At 35.2% G+C, this 17823-nt stretch carries 14 protein-coding genes; all 14 read right to left on the bottom strand.

From position 1 onward, the window contains the following. Window positions 1-103: 103 nt before the first annotated feature. A complete protein-coding gene (locus tag ACVEGE_RS16705) occupies window positions 104-1537 on the bottom strand; it encodes a leucyl aminopeptidase family protein (protein WP_192500033.1) in 1434 nt (477 codons plus the stop codon). 182 nt (window positions 1538-1719) lie between these two features. Then, the gene (gene hisIE, locus ACVEGE_RS16700; protein WP_192500034.1) at window positions 1720-2319 is read right to left on the bottom strand and encodes a bifunctional phosphoribosyl-AMP cyclohydrolase/phosphoribosyl-ATP diphosphatase HisIE; all 600 of its coding nucleotides are present in this window, start codon (window positions 2317-2319) and stop codon (window positions 1720-1722) included. Between the two features lie 100 nt (window positions 2320-2419). Next, window positions 2420-3175, bottom strand: a complete 756-nt coding sequence (hisF, locus tag ACVEGE_RS16695; protein WP_192500035.1) for an imidazole glycerol phosphate synthase subunit HisF — start codon at window positions 3173-3175, stop codon at window positions 2420-2422. Between the two features lie 77 nt (window positions 3176-3252). Further along, window positions 3253-3981, bottom strand: coding sequence for a 1-(5-phosphoribosyl)-5-[(5-phosphoribosylamino)methylideneamino]imidazole-4-carboxamide isomerase (gene hisA, locus ACVEGE_RS16690; protein WP_192500036.1), 729 nt, complete (start codon window positions 3979-3981; stop codon window positions 3253-3255). 28 nt (window positions 3982-4009) lie between these two features. Then, window positions 4010-4639, bottom strand: a complete 630-nt coding sequence (gene hisH / locus ACVEGE_RS16685; protein ID WP_192500037.1) for an imidazole glycerol phosphate synthase subunit HisH — start codon at window positions 4637-4639, stop codon at window positions 4010-4012. A 45-nt stretch (window positions 4640-4684) separates the two neighbouring features. Beyond that, window positions 4685-5821: a bifunctional histidinol-phosphatase/imidazoleglycerol-phosphate dehydratase HisB gene (hisB, locus tag ACVEGE_RS16680; protein ID WP_192500038.1), complete on the bottom strand. Its 1137-nt coding sequence runs from the start codon at window positions 5819-5821 to the stop codon at window positions 4685-4687. A gap of 184 nt (window positions 5822-6005) precedes the next feature. After that, window positions 6006-7058 (bottom strand): histidinol-phosphate transaminase, encoded by a 1053-nt coding sequence (hisC, locus tag ACVEGE_RS16675; protein ID WP_192500039.1) that lies wholly within the window; start codon window positions 7056-7058, stop codon window positions 6006-6008. Further along, window positions 7048-8340: a histidinol dehydrogenase gene (hisD, locus tag ACVEGE_RS16670; RefSeq protein WP_192500040.1), complete on the bottom strand. Its 1293-nt coding sequence runs from the start codon at window positions 8338-8340 to the stop codon at window positions 7048-7050. The genes hisC and hisD overlap by 11 nt, the downstream gene beginning before the upstream one ends. Window positions 8341-8432: 92 nt before the next feature. Continuing rightward, window positions 8433-9290, bottom strand: coding sequence for an ATP phosphoribosyltransferase (hisG, locus tag ACVEGE_RS16665; RefSeq protein WP_192500041.1), 858 nt, complete (start codon window positions 9288-9290; stop codon window positions 8433-8435). Window positions 9291-9560: 270 nt separating this feature from the next. Beyond that, window positions 9561-10058, bottom strand: a complete 498-nt coding sequence (locus ACVEGE_RS16660; protein WP_192500042.1) for a DUF2231 domain-containing protein — start codon at window positions 10056-10058, stop codon at window positions 9561-9563. Window positions 10059-10082: 24 nt separating this feature from the next. Beyond that, window positions 10083-10808, bottom strand: a complete 726-nt coding sequence (locus tag ACVEGE_RS16655; RefSeq protein ID WP_192500043.1) for a VIT1/CCC1 transporter family protein — start codon at window positions 10806-10808, stop codon at window positions 10083-10085. Between the two features lie 99 nt (window positions 10809-10907). Continuing rightward, window positions 10908-12026 carry an efflux RND transporter periplasmic adaptor subunit gene (locus ACVEGE_RS16650; protein WP_192500044.1) on the bottom strand — a complete coding sequence of 373 codons (1119 nt, stop codon included), beginning with the start codon at window positions 12024-12026 and terminating at the stop codon, window positions 10908-10910. A 10-nt stretch (window positions 12027-12036) separates the two neighbouring features. Further along, window positions 12037-16371 (bottom strand): CusA/CzcA family heavy metal efflux RND transporter, encoded by a 4335-nt coding sequence (locus tag ACVEGE_RS16645; RefSeq protein ID WP_192500045.1) that lies wholly within the window; start codon window positions 16369-16371, stop codon window positions 12037-12039. Window positions 16372-16428: 57 nt separating this feature from the next. After that, on the bottom strand, window positions 16429-17823 hold the full coding sequence (locus tag ACVEGE_RS16640; RefSeq protein ID WP_192500046.1) for a sensor histidine kinase: 1395 nt from the start codon (window positions 17821-17823) through the stop codon (window positions 16429-16431).

Here is a 17823-nt window from a genome sequence, read left to right as displayed (position 1 = left end):
CTATTATCAGTTTAAGCGGAGTCAAGAATTATTAATGTCCCTCGACTCCCGTCAATGTCACAAAAACTAGATTGAACTATTTTATACTAGTTTTAGATATTAATTACAAATTCTCGATAAACTTAGTTAACAAATGCACCCCATAACCGCTAGCATGCTTACTTTTAGAAAATTCATCGTTTCCATAAGCAACTCCTGCTATATCAAGATGTGCCCATGCAGTATGTTTATTAGTGAAGAATTGCAAAAATTTTGCAGCGCTAATAGCACCAGCAACAGGCTTTCCGCTATAATTTTTAACATCTGCAATAGCACTTTCTATGTCTTCTGTATAAGCCTCCCATAATGGTAATGGCCACAATCTTTCGCCTATACTATCTCCTGTTTTTCGTAAAGCATCAGCAATAATTTCATTATCAGTAAATAAAGCACCACATTCGTGTCCAAATGTACCTATGCTACTTCCGGTAAGTGTTGCAATATCTACAATATATTCTGGATCGAAATTCTTAATCAAATAAGACAATCCATCTGCTAATATCAAACGCCCTTCTGCATCTGTATCAATTATTTCAATGGAGTTCCCACTATAACTTTTTATAACATCACTAGGTAAGAATGATTTACTACTCACTGAATTTTCTGCACAAGGAACAATTGCAGTAACTTTTACAGGCAATTGTAAGTCGGCTATTAATTGCATTGCACCAAAAACAGCAGCACCACCAGCCATATCGCTTTTCATGTCTAACATTCCAGCCGTTTTAATATTGATTCCACCTGTATCAAAAGTGATCCCTTTACCCACTAAGCCTATGTGTTTTAAGTTTTCTGTTGGCTTATTTGGCTCATAATTCATAATGATAAACTGAGGCTCATTATTACTTCCTTTTCCCACCGCTAAAAAAGCACCAAGTTGTTCAACTTCACAAGCTTCACGGTCTAAAACATTCACTTTAAAACCATATCTATTTCCTCTATCTTTAGCCCATTTAGCTAAATATCCTGGGGTAACTTTATTAGGTGGTAAATCAACTAACGACAATGTTTCTAATTGTGCTCTAGCAATTTTTATAGCTTTATTTATGGTAATCGAAAAATCAACTGTGGCTAAAATTTTCAATTCAAATTCTGGATCTAGAAAAGGATGATCGACTTCTTTTTTATAATGACCCAAACTATACGTACCTAATAAAAGTCCCGAAATAGCGGCTTCTACTTCTTGTTCTTTGAACTCAGTTGGAAATGATACCCCAACGCATTTAGTAAAGGCTTCTTTTTGATTAGCTGCAACTCTGCGGAAAATTGTTTTTAAAGACTTGTAATCAATATCCTTTTTTCCTAATCCTATAAATAGATAGATATTGTCATTGTCCTCAGCTAAATAATAGCTGTCTTTTTTACCATAAAAAACTTTAGACGAAATTGAAACAGTTCCAAACTGTATCGGAATTAAATTCTTTGCACTAGTCTCAAAAACAGGTACTAAAACAGTTCCTGAAAAGTCTTTTAAATCATTAATGTTCTTTGTTTTCATACTTATTATTATAAAAAAGGATTTCCTTTATTCTATTTAACATTTAAATGAATGTAGTTTACTTATCACTAATTCAAATTCTAGAGTAAATGTAAGAATTTCAAAATTGTAAAAAAAGAAAACCCAATAATGAATCCGTTCATTATTGGGTTTATCTGTTGTGTTTGAAGAAAAGTAATCGTTTATTTTTGGCGACTTTTTAAGACGTTGACTACATCATTGATTTTAAATCCTTTTGCTTGAAGCAAAATCAAGTAATGAAATAACAAGTCGGCACTTTCGCCTAAGAATAAATCGTCGTTATCATCTTTTGCCTCAATAACCACTTCTACTGCTTCCTCACCTACTTTTTGAGCGATTTTATTCATTCCTAATTTGAATAAAGAAGCCACATAACTTTTCTCAGAATCAGCATTTTCTCTTCTTGTTTCAATAGTTTGTTCCAAGTCAGAAATAAATCCATAATCTCCTTTATTTTCTGTTTGCCAGCAAGTATCTGCACCTGTATGACAAGTTGGACCAACAGGTTTTACTTGAATTAACAAAGTGTCGCCATCACAATCGTTTTTTATATCAACCAAATTCAAAAAGTTACCACTTTCTTCGCCTTTTGTCCAAAGTCTTTGCTTGGAGCGACTAAAAAAAGTAACTTTTTGAGTATCAATTGTTTTTTGGTACGCCTCTGCATTCATGTAACCCAACATTAAAACGGCTTTAGTTTCGCTGTCTTGTATAATTGCCGGAATTAATCCGTGTGCGCTTTTTGAAAAATCTATGTTCATTATCAAGTATTAAGTATTAAATTGTAAGTATTAAGTATCGGTGGCAAAGTGGTTCAAATTAAATAGTGATAACTTAATCATTACTACTTATGACTTACTCCTAAAGTCTTACTGCTATATTATTATTTCTAAGTTCTTGTTTCAACGTTTTAATTTCAATTTCTTTAAAGTGAAAGACACTTGCTGCTAAGGCGGCATCTGCTTTTCCTTCGGTGAAACTATCTACAAAATGTTGCATGTTTCCAGCACCACCTGAAGCAATTATCGGAATATTAACTAAAGTTGATAATTTAGCCAAAGCTTCATTAGCAAAACCGTTTTTTGTTCCGTCGTTATCCATCGAGGTAAACAAGATTTCTCCTGCGCCTCTCGCGGCTACTTCAACGGCCCAGTCAAATAAATTCAGCTCTGTGGGTACTTTTCCACCCATTAAATGCACAATCCATTGCCCGTCAATTTGTTTGGCATCAATGGCAACAACCACGCATTGGCTTCCAAATTTACTAGCCAAATCATTAATCAACTGCGGATTTTTTATCGCAGATGAGTTAATCGAAACTTTATCTGCTCCGTTTTGCAACAGTACTTCCACATCGGCTACAGAGGAGATTCCACCACCCACCGTAAACGGAATATTAATTGTAGCTGCCACTTCGCGAACCAAATTCACCAAGGTTTTTCGGCGTTCTTCCGTTGCTGATATATCCAAAAAAACCAATTCATCAGCTCCTTCATTCGAATAGATCTTCGCTAATTCTACCGGATCACCAGCATCACGCAAATCTACAAAATTTACGCCTTTAACGGTACGTCCATTTTTTATATCTAAACAGGGTATTATTCTTTTTGTTAACATCTCGTTTAATTTGAAAATTTGAAAATTAAAAAATTTGAAAATGCATTACCTCATTTCCAAATTTTCACATCTTCAAATTATTTAGATTCTAATATATATTGCTCTAGTTGTTTCATCGAAATCCTTCCTTCGTAAATCGCTTTACCAATAATGGTTCCCTCACAACCTAATTCGGCTAATTTAGGTAATTCATCAAAGGTCGAAATTCCACCTGAAGCGATTAATTTTATTCCTTCGGCTTTCGCCAAAATCTTAGCGTACAAATCAAAACTAGGTCCTTCCAGCATTCCGTCTTTGGCGATATCGGTGCAAATCACATACTGAATTCCTTTGTCTTGATACCCTTGAATAAAAGGAACCAACTCCTGATCGGATTCTTCTAACCATCCTGAAACGGCTACTTTTTCGTTGTTGGCATCTGCGCCAAGGATAATTTTATCAGCACCATATTCAGCGATCCATTTTTCGAAAATAGCTCTATTTTTCACAGCAATACTTCCACCTGTGATTTGGTTCGCACCACTTTCAAACGCAATTTTCAAATCGGCATCCGACTTTAAGCCACCACCAAAATCGATTTTCAAACTCGTTTGACTCGCAATTTGCTCCAGAATTTTATAGTTGACTATTTTGCTCGATTTTGCTCCGTCAAGATCTACTAAGTGCAAATATTCAATTCCGTGCGCTTCAAATTCCTTGGCTACTTCTAGTGGGTTTTCATTGTATATAATTTTGGTGTTGTAATCACCTTTTGATAAGCGAACACATTTTCCGTCGATGATATCTATTGCTGGTATAATACGCATGATTTCTTTTTAGTTTCAGGTTTAAAGTTTAAAGTTGCAGAAAATTCCCAAGAATTTTCTCCCCTACATCACCACTTTTTTCTGGGTGAAATTGGGTTCCGTAGAAATTGTTTTTTTGCAAGGCCGAAGCATATTCTAGTTCGTAGTTTGTCGTAGCAATCGATTCAGCGCAATTAGGAGCGTAGAAACTGTGTACCAAATACATGTACTCGTCTTCTGAAATGTCTTTAAACAAATCTGATTTCAAATTGTAAATCGTATTCCAACCCATTTGCGGCACTTTTACTTTCGATGAAAATTTAAGCACATCAACGTCAAAAATCCCCAATCCTTTCGTATTTCCTTCTTCGGTTTTGTTACACATCAACTGCATTCCAAGACAAATTCCTAATACAGGCTGCGTCAATGTTGGAATCAACTTATCCAAACCACTCGCCAAAAGCATTTTCATCGCTGAACTCGCTTCCCCTACACCCGGAAAAATCACTTTATCCGCTGCCTTAATTTCGGCTGGATTATTACTCAAAACCGCTTTGTATCCCAATCTTTCAATGGCAAACATGATGCTTTGAATATTTCCTGCTCCGTAATTTATAATTACAAGCCCCCCAGCCCCCGAAGGGGGAGTCGAAGTGGATTGTGTGTTATCTTTTTCCATAAATTTTAGTTCAAACTTAGTTATTCCCCCTTGGGGGTTAGGGGGCTACAACATCCCTTTCGTACTCGGCAAAATCATTTTCTCAGTATCGCGTTTTACTGCAACTTTTATCGCTTTGGCGAAAGCCTTAAAAATCGCCTCAATTTTGTGGTGTTCGTTGTCTCCTTCGGCTTTGATATTGATGTTTGCTTTTGCTCCATCAGAGAATGATTTAAAGAAATGCAAGAACATCTCTGTTGGCATTTTCCCTACCATCTCACGTTTGAATTCCGTTTCCCAAACCAACCAGTTTCTACCTCCAAAGTCAATCGCCACCTGTGCTAAGCAATCGTCCATAGGTAAACAAAAACCATAACGCTCAATTCCTAGCTTGTTTCCTAAAGCTTTTGCAAAAACTTCTCCTAAGGCAATTGCTGTGTCTTCAATCGTGTGGTGCTCGTCTACTTCTAGGTCTCCTTTTACATTGATTTCTAAGTCCATTTGCCCGTGACGTGCAATTTGGTCTAGCATGTGATCAAAAAAAGCAATTCCGGTTTCGATTTTGCTTTTCCCAGTTCCATCAAGGTTCAAGTTAATGTAGATATCCGTTTCGTTTGTTTTTCTCGAAATCGTAGCTGATCGTGCTTCTAGTTTCAAAAACTCGTATATCACTTTCCAATCTGTAGATTGTAAACTAATCACATCATCTAATTCTTCCCGTTTAGAAGCAATTTCCGAACTTCCAGCACCTTCAGATTCATTCATAAAAATCGCTTTGGCTCCAAGATTTTTAGCCAATTCCACATCTGTCAATCGGTCTCCTAACACAAACGAGTTCGCCAAATCATAAGCAGGATTATCGATGTATTTAGTCAACATCCCCGTTCTAGGCTTGCGTGTCGGCGCATTGTCCTCTGGAAACGAACGGTCTACAAAAATATCATCAAAAAGAACGCCTTCATTTTCGAAAGCTCTTAAAATGAAATTCTGTGTTGGCCAAAACGTATCTTCAGGAAAACTGCCTGTTCCCAGACCGTCTTGGTTGGTCACCATCACTAATTCGTATTCTAATTCGGTTGCAATTTTAGCCAAATACTGAAACGCTTTTGGATAAAATTCTAATTTATTTAAACTATCTAATTGGTATCCTTCTGGTTCCAAAACAATCGTTCCATCACGATCGATAAAAAGTACTTTTTTCATTTATTTACGCTTTGAGCCTGTAGCTTAGTTATATTTAATATTCTTATTTGGGCGTGACCCTGCGGGTCGGGCTATTCGTTCCCGCTTTTTTAGGACTTCGTTCCTCCGTCCTAAAAAGAGCTCCACTACTATCCCTCACGCAAAACGTTTGGCGATAAAATTATGAATTTAATTCTATTCCTAATTAGCCAATTGCTTTTAAGGCTTCCATTAAAATCTTATTTTCATCCGCTGTACCTATCGTTAAACGTAAGGTGTTTTCACACAAAGGCTGCGTTGTTCGGTTGCGAATCACGATACCTTTTTGAATTAATTCATTGTATCTTTTATTAGCATCATCCACTTTTATTAGAACAAAATTTGCTTCAGTAGGATAAATTTTCGACACAAATTCTACTTCACTTAATACTTTAAGTAAATCATCTCTTTGTATTACAATAGAGTCAATTTCTAATTGTATTTTCTCTTTATCAGCCAGTCTTTCTAATGCTCTTTGTTGTGTCAACTCATTCACATTGTAAGGTGGCTTTATTTTGTTTAAAACCGCAATAATTGCTACAGAAGCGTAACATATCCCCAAACGAATTCCAGCCAAACCATACGCTTTTGACAACGTTTGTGTAATCACTAAATTTGGATATTCATCTAATTCGTTTAACCAACTTGGCTTTTTTGAGAAATCAATATAGGCTTCATCAATAACGACTAATCCTTTGAAATTCTTCAGCAAGGTAACTATGCTTTCATCATCAAATGAATTTCCTGTTGGGTTATTAGGTGAACATAAAAATAGCATTTTTGTATTTGAATCAACCGCAGCCAGGATTGATTCGATCTGTGGTTGAAAATCTTGAGATAGTAAAACTTCTCTATTTTCTACGGCATTAATGTTGGCCAAAACACCATACATTCCGTATGTTGGAGGTAAAGTAATTACGTTATCAACTTGAGGTTCGCAAAAAGCTCTAAATAGTAAATCCAAAACTTCATCGCTACCATTCCCCAATAAAACTTGGGATACTTTCAGATTTCTTTGCTTCGCTAAAACAGCTTTAACACTGCTTTGCTGTGGATCAGGATAACGGTTTACGCCATTTTGATACGGATTTTCATTAGCATCCAAAAATATCATTTGAGCCACATCAAAATCCTTAAATTCATCACGCGCCGATGAATACGGCTTCATAGTCTTGACGTTCTCGCGAACTAAATTATTTATATCGAAATTATTTTCCATCTCTAATCGCATTTAGTCTTAGTGTAACCGCATTTTTGTGTGCTTGCAATCCTTCTGCTTCAGCCATAAGTTCAATTGCAGAACCAATATTTTGAATTCCTTTTTCAGAAATTTTCTGGAAAGTCATTGACTTAGTAAAACTATCTAGATTGACACCGCTATAATTCTTAGCATAACCATTTGTTGGTAAGGTATGATTAGTCCCTGAGGCATAATCTCCCGCGCTCTCAGGAGTATAATTCCCAATAAAAACGGATCCTGCATTTTCTATTCCGTTGATGTAAAATTCATCGTTAGCGGTACAAACAATAAAGTGTTCTGGTCCGTATTCGTTAATCAAGTCTAAGGCGATTGTATCATTTTCGACAAAAATCAATTTAGAGTTGGCTATCGCTTTCTCAGCAATTGCTTTACGAGGCAATTGCTCTAATTGAATTTGAATTTCCTCTTCAACGGCATCGATTAATTTTTTAGAAGTTGAAACCAAAATCACTTGGCTATCTGCTCCATGTTCTGCTTGCGACAATAAATCGGAAGCTACAAATGCAGGAACTGCAGCATCATCAGCAACAACTAACAATTCTGAAGGTCCAGCTGGCATGTCAATTGCTACACCAAACTGTGTTGCTAATTGTTTTGCGACAGTCACAAATTGATTTCCTGGTCCAAAAATCTTGTATACTTTAGGAATTGTTTCTGTACCAAAAGTCATTGCTGCAATTGCTTGTATCCCTCCTACTTTTAATATTTTAGTAACGCCACATAAATTGGCCGCATATAAAATTGCTGGATTTATATTTCCTTGTTTGTCTGGTGGCGAACATAAAACAATTTCTTTACAACCTGCAATATTTGCAGGAACAGCCAACATTAAAACGGTTGAAAACAAAGGTGCTGTTCCGCCTGGAATATACAAACCAATCTTTTGAATTGGTCTTTTTTCTTGCCAGCATTGTACACCTTCAACTGTTTCAACTTCTACTTTGGCTGTTTTTTGGGCCGTATGAAATTTTTCGATGTTGCTTTTAGCCAATTGAATAGCTTCTTTCAATTCACTAGGAACTGTAGCTACCGCTTTTTCAATTTCTTGTTTTGAAACTTCTAAATTATCAAAAGTTACTCCGTCAAAAATCGAAGTATATTTTGCAACAGCAGCATCTCCTTTCTTTTGAACTTCCTTAAAAATCTCTTTTACAGTTTGTTCTATATCGTCAACCGTTTTTGTAGGTCGCTCTAAAATTGCAGACCAAATTTCTGGTTTTGGGTTGTATATTTTATTCATGATTTTTAGTTTAAAGTTTCAGGTTTAAAGTTTAGCATTGTTTGACAAACTGCAATTAACTTAAAACTTATGAATTACTACTTACTACTTAACTACAGTACCATTTTTTCAATTGGGCAGATCAAAATCCCTTCAGCACCGGCATCTTTTAACTGATCGATTACATCCCAGAAAGTATCTTTATCGATAACAGAGTGTACGCTGCTCCATCCTTCTTGCGCTAGTGGCAATACGGTTAAACTACGTAAAACAGGCAAGATCTTACCTACTTCCTCAATTTTGTCATTTGGTACGTTCATCAAGATGTATTTTGATCTACGCGCTCTTAAAACAGATTCGATTCTGAATTTTAAAGTATCAATTAATTTTTGAACATCTGGAGTTACTTTTGGTGAAACCGCAAGTACTGCTTCACTTTTGTAGATAATTTCAACTTCTTTCAAATTGTTTTTAAACAACGTACTTCCGCTAGAAACGATATCTACAATTGCATCGGCAAGACCAATATTAGGAGCGATTTCAACAGAACCTGAAATCTGGTGAATATCAACATTTACTCCAAAAGAGTTGAAATATTCGATAACCGTGTTTGGGTAAGAAGTAGCGATGCGCATTCCTTCTAGGTCTTTGATAGACTTGTATTCGAACGTTTTAGGAACAGCAATCGATACTTTACATTTAGAAAATCCTAGTTTCTGAACTACTTGGATTCCTTTTCCTTTTTCGACTAATAAATTATCACCAACAATAGCAATATCTACCACACCATCAATTAAATATTGAGGAATATCTGAATTTCTAAGGTATAAAACTTCAAGAGGAAAGTTAGACGCTTCGGCTTTTAACTGATCGATTCCGTTGTTGATAGAGATTCCGCAGTCTTTAAGGATTTGGATACTGTCTTCGTTTAAACGTCCTGATTTTTGAATTGCAATTTTTAAGGTACTCATTTTTTTTTATTTTTAATAGTTATGTCTGAGTACAATTTGAGGCAATAAAAAACCCGTTTGATGTACTCAAACGGGTTTTTTAATATGATGATTTACATGCATACCATTAACACATCGCTTGAGAGCAATAATGAAAATGATGATGATGTAATTTATTTGTAAACATGACTTGTTATTTTTTTCTTTTGCAAATATAAAAGCTTTTTTTATTAAAAAGCAATTTTTAGTTTAACTTAATGTTGCTTTTTTGTTAAAAAAATAATTATGCTTTCAATCTTCCTCTGCCTCATCTTTGGGAATAGTGTTCTCAACAGCTTGTTTTGCACTGTTGTCTCGAATTTCAGTGTGACGAATCTCTCCTCCAGATGTGCCTACAAATGTTCCTACTACAGTTGCACCAATACCTAGAAATAAGGTAATATAAGAAGCTATTTTAGAAAATCTATGCTTTTTTACACTGGTATAAATGGAGAGTAGGCTAAATACAGCAGTAGCATACAACAAAAGCGCGAGTTTTTCGGCTAATTCTTCATGTTCATGAATGATTTGATGGCCTATGTTGGGCATGTCCTCGACCATTTCTTCTGCTCCATCACCAGTGGCCATGCTGGCAAATGCAAAAATTGCAGCCACAACAAATAAAATATAAGCGGCGTTTTTGACTGAATTATTTTTTAAAATCAAACCAACAATCAAAGTTCCTAAACCAAAGATGGTTCCTATTATTGGAAAATGATTGACTACTAAGTGCCAATGCGCGTCGTTCATAATTACTATTTTAAAATTGTTTGTTTATACTTTTACACCAAATAAATAACCTACCCCTGCCGAAAGCCCCATGGCAATTGTACCCCAAATTGTAATTCTCAAAATTGCTTTGGAGATACTTGAACCGCCCGTTTTTGCTGACATAGCACCTAAAAGAATAAGAAACAAAATCGTTGATCCATACAGCCAATATTCCATGCCTTTTACTGGTGCAAAAAGTACTACCAATAGCGGTAAAACGCCACCAATAGTAAAAGAAGCTCCTGAAGCTAATGCCGCTTGAATTGGATTCGCTTGACTAATTTCATTAATACCTAACTCGTCTCTAATATGTGCGGCTAATGCATCTTTTTCAGTAAGTTCAAGCGCCACTTGCATTGCCGTTTCTTTTTTTAATCCTCGCTTTTCATAAATTTGAGCTAAGATATGTAATTCTTCCTCAGGCATTTCGCTAAGTTCTACTTTTTCTCGCTCAATGTCTGCCTTTTCCGTATCGGTTTGTGAACTGACTGATACATACTCCCCAGCAGCCATGGATAAAGCACCCGCAACAAGCCCAGCAACGGTTGCCAAAATAATTGGCTCTCTGGTAGTACTTGCAGCAGCTATCCCAATTGCCAAACTCGAAATAGAAATGATACCGTCATTTGCTCCAAGTACAGCCGCTCTAAGCCAATTGCTGCGATGGATATAATGGTTGTCTAAATAATTATCAATTGTTAGCGTTGGTTTGCTGTTGTCGTTTGTCATGTAATTCGATTTACTTTATTGTCTTTTTGAAATCTTTTTTTTTAATCTGGATTTCGGTTTCTGTCTTTTAAATTTTAATCTATCGGTACTACAGACTAATTAATTTGCTACATCAAAAACACCTTTAACGAGTATCTTAGACTTGCTATTAATTTGATCGTTTGCACTAATTGCTACATACTTCTCTGATTGTTCGCCAGTGCTCACTGCTACTTTTTTGAAGTAGTACGTATTATCTCTGTTTTCTTTTAATAAAAGTACGTACTTTTTGGTATTTTCGGTAATTAAAGCTTCAATTGGTACAGCCAGACTTTTTTTAGAATCAACTATAATATTGGCTTCAACAAACATTCCTGTGATTAATTTTTGAGTCATTTTTTCCTCTAAATGAGCATGTACATTGATCGTTCTATCATTTCCTTCAATTGATTTTCCAACCAAATGCACTTCGGCATTAAAAGTTTCTTTTGATGCTTCAGGAACGGTAAACTTGACCAATTGTCCTTCTTTAACTTTCAGAATATCTTTTTCAAAAACATTTAGTTCCAAATGTAAATGTGATGTTTGTATAATGTCAAGGATCACATCCGCTGGAGAAACATGCCTACCTACATTAGCATTCATAACCACAATATCTCCCGCTATAGGTGCATAAATAGTAATAACTGAGGTTAATTTCCCTTTTTCAACATTAGAAGGACTAATATTAAGCATCACTAGCTTCGCTCTTAAACTTTGATACATTCCTTTGGCTCTGCGGTAATCACTCTCTGCTTTTAAATAATTTTTTTGTGAAGTTATTTTTTCATCAAATAACGTTTTCTGACGCTCATATTCGGACTTTAGGTACTTAATTTGCTCTGCAACATCCAAATATTCTTTTTGAATATCTAAGAATTCTGTGTTTTCTAAAGTTAACAAAGCTTGCCCTTTAGTTACTTTATCACCAACCAATAGCGAAGTAGCTTTTACATAACCGCCAATAAACGAGGTGATTTGCGCTCTATTTTGTGGTGGAACATCTACTTTTCCCGAAGTTTTGACCGTTACATCAAAGTCTTGTTCCATAGGCTCGGCGATTGCCATTGCACCAGATTTAAATTGTGCTGCTGTAACCGTTATAAAATCGGTGTTTTTAGTTGACACTTCTTCCTTTTTTTCTTCTTTGCAAGATACAAAAAGCATCGAAAGAGTGAATATGTATAGTATTTTTTTCATTTTTGACGTTTTAGTAATTTAAGTATTGAATATCGAGCTGTGTTTTATTAAATTGAAGCACATTATCTAAATAATCTACTTGAATTAGCGTTGCATTTTCTAAACTTTGGATGTACTGAAAAAAGTCAATCTCGCCATGTTTATAACTCATGCTTCCAACTTTAATAATTTCGTCAGACAGCTTTTTGCCATATTGATTGTAGTAGTTAATCGCTTCCTGATATTTTGCTAATTCTTCCTTTTTCTGATTTAAATAACTTTCCATTTTTTGATTTTCATTCTGCTTCTGTTGCTCCCAACTTTGCAATTCGAGTTGCGCCACTTTCGATTTAGAAACCGTAGCTGTATACAAAATAGGAACTGCTATACCCACTTGAAAACCATTTAAAGATTGTGAAATTCCTTTATTTGAACCCCTAAAAACATCAAAGTGTAAATCAGGTAACCAACTTTGTTTTTGTAATTTAATTTGGCTTTCATAATTCTTACTAACCGTTTCTAAATAAGCAGTATATACTTTTCTACTTGCATCATTACTTAAAAATTGCAATGGAAGAACTTTGCTACTATTGATTACTATTTTATCATTCGTTTGAACTAGATTTTGGAGTGCGCTGTACTCTAGTTTCTTCTCATTCCCTATTTGCGTCAGCTTCGTTTTTATTTGCCTGAATTTAGATTCTGCAGTGATTTTTTCTAGGTAATTGGTCTCCCCTAATTCAAAACGTCTGTCACTTGCTTTAGAGAAAGTATGGTACAAACTATCCAAGTAGGCATACAATTTTTCTTGATGTTGCAGGTACACTATTTGGTGGTATCCTTTTGCAATAGCTAATGAAAGTTTGTTTTTCTGAATCTCAAAACTAGCTTTTTCCTTTTCGAATTCGGTTGTATTTACTTTCTTTCGAGCACCATAAACCGTAGGGAATTCAAAGCGTTGTTGTACACCAAATACTTTTAAGGGTTCGTTGTTGTACGCTACATTATTTTGATCATAATTGTAATAAATATTTGTTTTATCGAAAGAAAAAGCACTGTTAATATTGGCTTTGTACTTCTCCACTTGCAATTGATAGGCCTTTAATCCTTTGTTATTACTAATTCCTTTTGCAATGAGACTATCAAGTTCTGACTGATTGTTTTGTGCGAAAGCAAAAGAGGTTGATAAAAACAACAAAATAATTAAAGTAGTACTGTTGTGTGCTTTAAATTGTGGTTTCTTAAATTCATTTTGATCGAATAACTTGAATAAAATAGGCAATACAATCATCGTTAAAATAGTAGCAGTAAACAAACCTCCAATAACCACAGTCGCTAGCGGGCGTTGTACCTCTGCTCCTGCCGATGACGAAATAGCCATAGGTAAAAAACCTAATGCTGCAGCCGCCGCGGTTAGCAATACTGGACGCAATCTATCAGTCGTTCCTTTTAAAATTAGTTCGTCAATATTTTTCATTCCTTGGTGTTTCAATTCTTTAAAATGTTCAATTAATACAATTCCGTTTAGTACAGCAATTCCAAAAAGGGCAATAAAACCAACACCTGCTGAAATACTAAAAGGCAATCCTCTAATCCATAAAAACAGTACTCCCCCAACAGCAGACAATGGAATCGCTGAATACACCATCAAAGCTTCTTTTACAGAACCAAAAGCAAAATACAATAAGATAAATATTAAAAATAATGCAATAGGTACGGCAACCATTAATCTGGCTTTTGCGCTTTGTAAGTTTTCAAACTGACCACCATATTGCACATAATATCCCGTAGGCAATTTGACTTGAGTAGCTACAATTCTCTGAATGTCAGTAACTACGCTTTGTAAATCACGATTTCGAACATTAATACCTACCACAATTCTGCGATTAGTATTGTCTCTATAAATTTTAGCAGGACCCTCTGTATAATCAATATTTGCTAATTCTTGCAAGGGCACTTGCTTTCCTGATGGCGCTGTAATATAAAGGTCTTTTAAGTCATTGATACTTTTTCTATTAGCTTGATCTAAACGAATCACCATATCAAAACGTTTCTCGCCTTCAAACACATTTCCTACTGTTTTACCAGCAAAGCCGAGCGCAATCATGTCATTAAGATCTGAAATATTCAAGCCATATCTCGCAATTTTAGTTCGATCATATCTAACTGTCATTTGCGGTAAGCCTTCGGTTTTTTCGATTATAATATCCGAAGCTCCTTCTACTTTTGCAATCGCTACCTTGATTTCGTTGGCTTTTCGAGCCAAAACATTTAAATCTTCACCAAAAATTTTCACTGCCACATCAGAGCGCGTACCTGATATTAATTCGTTAAAACGCATCTCAATCGGTTGTGTAAATTCGATTTCCATGTTCGGAATTTGCTTTTCTATCGCTGCTTTAATTTTGTCGGCTAATTCATCCTTTGTAGCTGCAGATACCCATTCTGATTTTGGTTTTAGCTTTACAATGACATCACTTTCCTCCATACTCATAGGATCTGTAGGGACTTCGGCAGCACCAATACGGCTTACTACTTGTTCCACTTCTGGAAAATTCTTGAGTACTATTTTCTCAATTTTTGTTGTTGTAGCAATTGTTTTTGTCAAAGTAGTTCCTGTTTTAAGAACGGGTTGAATAACAAAATCACCCTCATCAAGTGTGGGGATAAACTCTCCTCCCATGGTAATAAATAGGGTAATTGCTACCACTAGTAAAGCACCCGCACCGTACAACACTTTTTTGGTATTGATTAACGCCCAAGTAATAATAGGCAAATACCATGAATTTAACTTGCGGATCAATCGGCTAGAAATTGATTTCGGATTTTCGATTGTTGGTTTTAAAAATAGGGAAGAAACCACTGGAACATAAGTAAAGCAAAAAATCATGGCTCCAACTAAAGCAAAGCTAAAAGTCATTGCCATAGGTTTAAACATTTTGCCTTCGATTCCAGTCAATGAAAGAATCGGGATAAAAACAATGAGTATAATCAACTGCCCAAAAATAGCGGAGTTCATCATTTTTGAGGCGCTCTTGTACGTAATTTGGTCTATTTGGAGTTGCCTATCTTCTTTCGAAAGTGGTCCTAATTGTGACGATTTACTGGCTATCTGGAAAGCGATAAATTCGACAATAATTACCGCACCGTCAATTATAATTCCGAAATCAATTGCACCCAAACTCATCAAATTGGCATCAATTCCGAAAATATTCATCAACGAAATAGCAAATAATAAACATAAAGGAATCACAGAAGCAACTACCAATCCAGAGCGCCAGTTTCCTAACAATAAAACCACTACAAAAATCACAATCAAGCAACCTAAAATAAGATTTTCGGCAACAGTCAAAGTAGTTTTTCCAACCAATTCACTACGTTCTAGGAATCCGTTGATGTACACACCTTCCGGCAATGATTTCTCAATTAGATCGATTCTAGCTTTCACATCAGTAATTACTTGTTTAGAATTGGCTCCTTTCAGCATCATTACTTGCCCTAAAACCTTCTCTCCTTCTCCATTACCTGTGATGGCACCAAAGCGATTAGCACTACCAAAACGGACTTGGGCAACATCTTTTATGTAAATAGGAAAACCATTGTTACTTGCAACGACTATTTTTTCGATGTCTTCTAAGTTGTTCACTTTACCTTCGGCACGAATAAAATAACTCTGATTTACTTTTTCAATATACGCACCACCGGCGATATTATTGTTTTTTTCTAAGGCAGTAAACACATCAGTTGTTGCAATATGCATCGCTTTTAACTGCGACGGATTAATTGCTATTTCGTATTGCTTTAAATAACCTCCCCAGGTATTGATCTCAACCACCCCTTTGATTCCTGATAATTGTCTTTTTACAACCCAATCTTGAATGGTTCTTAAATCGGTAACGGAATAATTATTTTTAAATTCTGGTTTTACCTCTAAAGTGTATTGGTAAATCTCTCCAAGTCCGGTAGTTATAGGCCCCATGGTAGGTGTTCCAAAGCCAGCAGGAATTTTCTCAGAGGCCGATTTGATTTTTTCGGCAATTAATTGTCTTGGTAGATAGGTTCCCAAATCATCCTCAAAAACAATAGTAACAACAGATAATCCAAATTTTGAAATAGAACGAATTTCTACTACACCAGGCAAATTGGCCATTTCAATTTCGACAGGATACGTAATGTATTGTTCGATATCTTGGGTAGAAAGGTTCCCAGAAGTGGTGATTACCTGTACTTGATTATTCGTGACATCAGGGACTGCGCCAATGGAAATTTGGAATATAGAGTAAACTCCGAAACCGAATATTCCAAGAGTAAATAGTAATATAATGAGTTTGTTTTTTAAACTAAAGGATATAATTTTTTCAAGCATCTTTACTTTCTTTTATATTTCAAAAATACAACAAGAATCTAAGAAGATACTTAAGAACTACTTAAGTTTAGCTTCGTCTAAGCTTAAAATTACTGATGTACCATTATTTACTTTACTTGTAAACTGAATTTCAATAGCAAGCAATAAACATAATTTCTTGACTATAGAAAGCCCTAAACCTGTTCCTTTAATTTGTGGATGTTCATTAGCATCAGATCGAAAAAAAGGATTGAATACTTTCTCCAGATCTTCGGCGGCGATACCTATTCCTGAATCCACAATACTACATTCTATTTTGTTATTTTTACGCTGTATATTTATTACAATTACACCATCTTGTGCAGAGTATTTAATAGCGTTAGAAAGTAAGTTGCTAATAATTATCGAAAACAAATAATTATCCGTTTGTACGTAATAATCTTCATTAAAATTTGCTCGTAATTGAATGTTCTTATTCTCTATAGTGCTAGAAAATCTAGAAATCACGTCTAATAAAGTACCGTTTAAATACAAATTTTCGATAGACAAACTCTTCTTTTGGTTTTCAAACCGTGCTAATAGTAGCAATTGATCTACTAATTGGTTGAGACGGTCAATTTCAGTGATGCAAAAAGTAATTTTATCAAGATATTCTTCTGTATTTCTTGGTTTTCTAACCAATACTTCCAGTGTCCCTTTTAGCACCGTAAGTGGTGTTCTCAGCTCATGAGAAGCATCAGAGGTGAATTGTTTTTCTCTATCGATTGCATTTTCAATTCGATCTAATAAATTATTAATCGTCTTAGAAAGTGTGTATAATTCATCCTTATTTTGTGGTAAAGGAATACGTGCGGTAAGATTATCTCTAGTGATATTATTTGAGGTGTTAATAATTGCATTAATAGGTTTAATGCTACGACCTGCGATGAAACGAGCAATAAAAAATAGCAGTACCAGAATCAAAGGGTAGGTAATAATAAGTACTTGTGCCAAACGATTTAATACTAGCGTAGGTCCTTCAAGTGACATTGCAATGATAATATGCCCAATGCTAACATTATTCGAAAAAATAGGCACTTGAATTTGTCTTATTTTATTCTTTAATAATTTAGTGTCATACAATTCATTATCTGCTGCTGAGGGATCAAAATGTAAAACTTCATTTTTCAGATTAGGAGATTTTTCCAAAACGCTACCCTCCTTATCATAAAAAGCTATAAACACAGGGTTTACATCAACAGTATTGTGTTCTCTTTCCTTCCATTCATCTTCATGAACAAGGTGAAAATCATTTTTATTAATCTTTATTTCATTCAAATGAGTAGTAACTTCGAGCGCTATGTCGCCGTCAATATCGTTGTAGAAAGTTAATCGCACTACCGAATATATCACACAAAAAACTACAAAAATCAATAATGCAGTTGTGATAATATAGTTTGAAGCAATTCTATTTTTGAATGAAAGTTGTTGCAT

The sequence above is a fragment of the Flavobacterium sp. PL002 genome (assembly GCF_054165825.1).
This window is presented reverse-complemented; position numbering and strand designations above follow the sequence as displayed.